Source organism: Streptomyces ossamyceticus (genome assembly GCF_001418475.1).
GTDB classification, from domain to species: Bacteria; Actinomycetota; Actinomycetes; order Streptomycetales; family Streptomycetaceae; genus Streptomyces; species Streptomyces ossamyceticus.
Map to the genome: position 1 here is coordinate 1 of NZ_LIQX01000792.1, position 5,285 is coordinate 5,285.

A 5,285-nucleotide genomic window follows, 5' to 3' on the forward strand; every position below is an offset into this window, starting at 1 on the left:
GGCGAGTTCGTCGCGCAGGGCGTGCTCGAACTCGACGACCGGGGTGAAGGACTCGCGGACGACGTCCAGTTCGACCCCGTGGAGCTGCGCGTGGTCGCGGGCCGCCTCCTGGATCGCGCCGACGACCGTGTCCAGCGTCCCCTGGTCCTCGGCGCGGGAGTCGAGCCAGCCGCGGACGAGGGAGGGGATGGCGTTCACGCCGTTGGGTTCGACGGAGATCTTGCCGAAGGTGGCGACGGCGCCGGCGAGCCGTGCCTCGCGGCGGGCGGCGAGCACGGTCTCCGCGTACGACAGCATGGGGTCGCGGCGGTCGACGAGCCGGGTGGTGCCCGCGTGGTTGGCCTCTCCTCGGAAGTCGAAGCGCCACCGTCCGTGCGGCCAGATGGCGCTGGCGATCCCGACGGCGTCGCCGGACAGGTCCAGGGCCCGTCCCTGTTCGACGTGCAGTTCGACGAACGCGCCGATCCGGGCGAGCCGCTCGGGGTCGGCGCCGATGCCCTCCGGGTCGTACCCGGCGGCCTCCATCGCCTGCGGCAGGGTCACCCCGTCGCCGTCGGTCAGCCGGTGCGCCTGGTCGACGGTCAGCTGCCCCGAGCTGAGCCGGGATCCCACACAGGCGAGACCGAAGCGCGCGCCCTCCTCGTCGCCGAAGTTCACGATGCCGATCGGCTTGTCGAAGCGGGCGCCCCGGGCGCGGAGTTCGTCGAGCGCGGCGAAGGAGGAGACGACGCCGAGGGGGCCGTCGAAGGCCCCGCCGTCGGGCACGGAGTCGAGGTGGGACCCGGTGACGACGGCGTCGCCCTGCCGAGGGTCGCCCAGCCAGGCCCACTGGTTGCCGTTGCGGTCGACCTCGTGGGTCAGCCCCCGGTCGCGGGCCTGCTCCTCGAACCAGGCGCGGCACTCGGCGTCCGCGCCGGTCCAGGCGAACCGCCGGTATCCACCGGAGTCGGGGTGCCGCCCGATGGGGAGCAGATCACGCCACATCTCGTGGAAGGAGGCGCCGCCGGGCCCGGCCGGGCCCGTGGACGCCGGTGCGGCGGCGGCTCCCGCCGGGGAGCCGCCGTCGTGGCCGCCGTGGCTCGGGGTCACGCGTCCTCACCCTCGCCGTTCGTGGCTTCGGCGCCCTCGCGCATCGGCACCCGCACGCCCCGCTCGTCGGCGACCGACTCGGCGATGTCGTAGCCGGCGTCGACATGGCGGATCACGCCCATGCCGGGGTCGTTGGTGAGGACGCGGCGGATCTTCTCGCCGCCCAGCTTGGTGCCGTCGGCGACCGTGACCTGGCCGGCGTGGATGGAGCGGCCCATGCCGACGCCGCCGCCGTGGTGGAGGGAGACCCAGGAGGCGCCGGAGGCGACGTTGACCATGGCGTTGAGCAGAGGCCAGTCGGCGATCGCGTCCGAGCCGTCGAGCATGGCCTCCGTCTCGCGGTAGGGGGAGGCGACGGATCCGCAGTCGAGGTGGTCGCGGCCGATGGCCAGCGGGGCGGCCAGTTCACCGCTCGCGACCATGTCGTTGAAGCGCTCGCCGGCCTTGTCGCGCTCGCCGTAGCCGAGCCAGCAGATGCGGGCGGGCAGGCCCTGGAAGTGGACGCGCTCGCCGGCCATCTTGATCCAGCGGTGCAGGGACTCGTTCTCGGGGAAGAGGTCGAGGATCGCCTTGTCGGTCTTGGCGATGTCGGCGGGGTCGCCGGACAGGGCGGCCCAGCGGAAGGGTCCCTTGCCCTCGCAGAACAGCGGGCGGATGTAGGCGGGGACGAAGCCGGGGAAGGCGAAGGCGCGGTCGTACCCGGCGAGCCGGGCCTCGCCGCGGATGGAGTTGCCGTAGTCGAAGACCTCGGCGCCGGCGTCCTGGAAGCCGACCATGGCCTCGACGTGCCGGGCCATGGACTCGCGGGCGCGGGTGGTGAAGCCGGCCGGGTCCTTGGCTGCGTAGGAGGCCATGTCGTCGAAGTCGACGCCGACGGGGAGGTACGCCAGGGGGTCGTGGGCCGAGGTCTGGTCCGTGACGATGTCGATGGGGGCGCCCATGGCGAGGAGCTGCGGGACGAGGTCGGCGGCGTTGCCGAGGACGCCGATGGACAGCGGGCGGCGGGCGTCACGGGCCTCGGTGGCCAGCCGCAGGGCGTGGTCGAGGTTGTCGGCCTTCACGTCGAGGTAGCGGTGTTCGATGCGGCGCTCGATCGCGCGCGGGTCGCAGTCGATGCACAGCGCCACGCCGTCGTTCATGGTGACGGCGAGCGGCTGGGCGCCGCCCATGCCGCCGAGGCCGGCGGTGAGGGTGATCGTCCCGGCGAGGGTGCCGCCGAACTTCTTGGCGGCGACGGCGGCGAAGGTCTCGTAGGTGCCCTGGAGGATGCCCTGGGTGCCGATGTAGATCCAGGAGCCGGCGGTCATCTGGCCGTACATGGTCAGGCCGAGCTGTTCGAGGCGGCGGAACTCCTCCCAGTTCGCCCAGTCGCCGACGAGGTTGGAGTTGGCGATGAGGACGCGCGGGGCCCACTCGTGGGTCTGCATGACGCCGACGGGGCGGCCGGACTGGACGAGCATCGTCTCGTCCTGCTTGAGGGTCCTCAGCGTGCGGACCATGGCGTCGAAGGAGCGCCAGTCGCGGGCGGCCTTGCCCGTGCCGCCGTAGACGACGAGCTTGTCGGGGTGCTCGGCGACCTCGGGGTCGAGGTTGTTCTGCAGCATGCGGAGGGCGGCTTCCTGCTGCCAGCCCAGCGTGCTCAGTTCCGTACCGCGCGGGGCTCGAACAGGGCGGGGTCCTGACACGGGTCTGCCTCCTCGATTTACAGCAACTATTCACATCCTGACTCGATGAATAGAGCTAGTCAATACGCCCGTACGCCAGCGACAGTGCGCCGTGGATGTTTGGCTGGACACACTGGGTGCATGGGCCCGGGAACGACACCACCACGGGGGGACGAGATGGGAGATGCGACGCGCGGGGCCGACGGGACGGGGCCCGCCGACCGGCGTGACAGGGCGGCGGAGGGTCGCGCCGCGCGACGGGAGGGCGCACCCGGGGACCGCGCGCCCCGGCCCGGCGGGGACGTCGAGGCGGACACCGAGCGCACGCTGCGGCTGGTCGAGACGGACGACGAGCGCACGGCCCGGCGGGACGACGCCGTGCGGGCGGCCGTGGAGCAGGGGCTGCTCGGGCCGGGCACCCCGCTGATCGGGCTGTTGGACGTCGCCGGGATCCGGGCGTCGGCGGCGGCGCTGCGGCGGGCGTTCGACGAGGTGACGGCGCCCGGCACCCCGGTGCTGCACGCGTTCGCGGTGAAGGCGACACCGCTGGTGCCGGTGGTGCGGCTGCTGCGCGAGGCGGGGATCGGCGCGGAGGTCGCGAGCGCCGGTGAGCTGGCCCTGGCGCGGGCCGCCGGGGTGTCGCCCCGGCAGACCGTGCTGGACTCGCCCGCCAAGACCCCGGCGGAACTGCGGGAGGCGCTGGCGCTGGGCATCGCCGTCAACGCCGACAATCCGCAGGAGCTGGCCCGCCTCGACGCGCTCGTCCGCTCGGCCACCACCCGCTCCCCTCTCGGCATCCGGGTGAACCCGCAGGTGGGCGGGGGCGCCATCGACGCGCTGTCCACCGCCACGGCCACGTCGAAGTTCGGAGTGCCGCTACGGGACGAGGGCGCCCGGGAGTGGGTCGTACGGGCGTGTCTGGAGCGGCCCTGGCTGAGCCGGCTGCACGCGCACTCCGGGTCGCAGGGCATGCCGCTGTCGCTGATGACCCGCGGGATCGCGGAGACGTACGAACTGGCCGAGGAGATCAACCGGCGGATCGGGCGGCAGCAGATCGACACGATCGACATCGGCGGCGGGCTGCCGGTGAACTTCGCGTCGGAGGCGGCGACACCGACGCACACGCAGTACGCGCGGCTGCTGGCGGAGGCGGTGCCGGGACTGTTCGACGGGCGGTACGGGCTGGTCACCGAGTTCGGACGGTCGCTGCTCGCCAAGCACGGGACGGTGGTGGCGCGGGTGGAGTACACCAAGAGCGCGGGCGGCCGCGCCGTTGCGGTCACCCACGCGGGGGTGCAGGTGGCGGCCCGGACGGTGTACGCGCCGGCGGCGTGGCCGCTGCGCATCGCGGCGTACGACAGCAAGGGCCGGGTGAAGGAAGGGCCCGCGGTCGTGCAGGACGTGGCGGGACCGGCCTGCTTCGCCGGGGACCTGCTCGCCCGGGGTCGCTCCCTGCCGCGCCTCGAACCGGGGGACTACGCGGCGGCGTTGGACACCGGGGCGTACTACTTCGCGCACCACTACGGGTACAACTCGCTGCCGAGGCCCGCGATCCACGGCTACGCGCCCGGTGAGGGCGAGGGCGAGGTGCGTTTCGCGGTGGTCCGGCAAGCGCAGACGACGGAGGAGATCGTCGCGGAGGCGGGCGGCCGGGAACGGTCGGGACTCCTGGAGCTCTGAGGCCCGTCCGTCGCCCGGGACATGCCGTCCACCACCCGGGAAGTGCCGTGCGGCGGGCGGAAGTCGTGTCCGGCCCGTCGCGCGGTTCCCGCGCGTTCGCCAACGCGGGGGCGCGCGGGATGCCGGGCGCTTCACTTCGCACGCCCCGCACTCCCCCCACAATGGTGAGCGCCCGGCGGTCCGCCCGGGGTCCGTATGCGAGTCGACCGCATACCCCCACCTCAGCGCACCGGCCGCCCTCGCGGACCTCAACAGCGGTGAAAATGAGGCAAGTCGACCCACCTTAGTCGCCTCTCCGCATGTTCCGCTGGAAAATGCCAGATCGCTCACCCCTCGCGCACACGTTGCGTAGCGTCTGCGTCACTCAGCCGAACCGCAGGCAGGAGGGGAGCCACGGTGCCCGGAATCGACGAGTGTCTGGTGGAGGCCATGAGGCTGCCCGGTGCCCTGGGCGCCGCGGTGGTCGACTGGACCAGCGGACTGGCACTGGGCACGGTCGGGGAGGCACCCGGCGGTGACCACGAGACGACCGCGGCGGAGGCGGCGGAACTGGCCCGACTCGCGGCGGAGCACCGGGCGTTCGCCCCGGAGGAGGGTTCGGACTGGTCCGGGGCCGATCTCCCGGTCGAGGACCTGATCGTCAGCAACCGGGACACGTACCACGTGCTGCGGTTCGTGCGGACGACGTTCGACAGCAGTGTCTTCCTGCATCTGTGGCTGGCCAGGTCGGACGGCAATCTCGCGCTGGCCCGGATCCGGCTGGGCGAGATGGCGGGGCGGCTGGTGCTGGCATGAGCGTGATCACCACGTCGGCTCCCCCGCTGCCCGTGCGCGGCGAGCACACCCGGCACG

The 5,285-nt window shown here is 73.2% G+C and carries 4 protein-coding genes; 2 read left to right on the plus strand and 2 right to left on the minus strand.

All coding sequences use genetic code 11. The features are described 5' to 3' along the window. Positions 1 to 984 (minus strand): allantoate amidohydrolase (locus AOK15_RS38835; RefSeq protein ID WP_055523639.1); only part of this gene is annotated, 984 nt, incomplete at its 3' end. A 101-nt stretch (positions 985 to 1,085) separates the two neighbouring features. Further along, positions 1,086 to 2,774, minus strand: coding sequence for a urocanate hydratase (gene hutU, locus AOK15_RS38840; protein ID WP_055523634.1), 1,689 nt, complete (start codon positions 2,772 to 2,774; stop codon positions 1,086 to 1,088). A 156-nt stretch (positions 2,775 to 2,930) separates the two neighbouring features. On the opposite strand from hutU, the gene AOK15_RS38845 reads away from it, so the two are divergent. Further along, positions 2,931 to 4,433 carry a type III PLP-dependent enzyme domain-containing protein gene (locus tag AOK15_RS38845; protein ID WP_055523636.1) on the plus strand — a complete coding sequence of 501 codons (1,503 nt, stop codon included), beginning with the start codon at positions 2,931 to 2,933 and terminating at the stop codon, positions 4,431 to 4,433. 396 nt (positions 4,434 to 4,829) lie between these two features. Further along, positions 4,830 to 5,228 carry a hypothetical protein gene (locus AOK15_RS38850; protein ID WP_037692967.1) on the plus strand — a complete coding sequence of 133 codons (399 nt, stop codon included), beginning with the start codon at positions 4,830 to 4,832 and terminating at the stop codon, positions 5,226 to 5,228. The last annotated feature ends 57 nt before the right edge of the window (positions 5,229 to 5,285 follow it).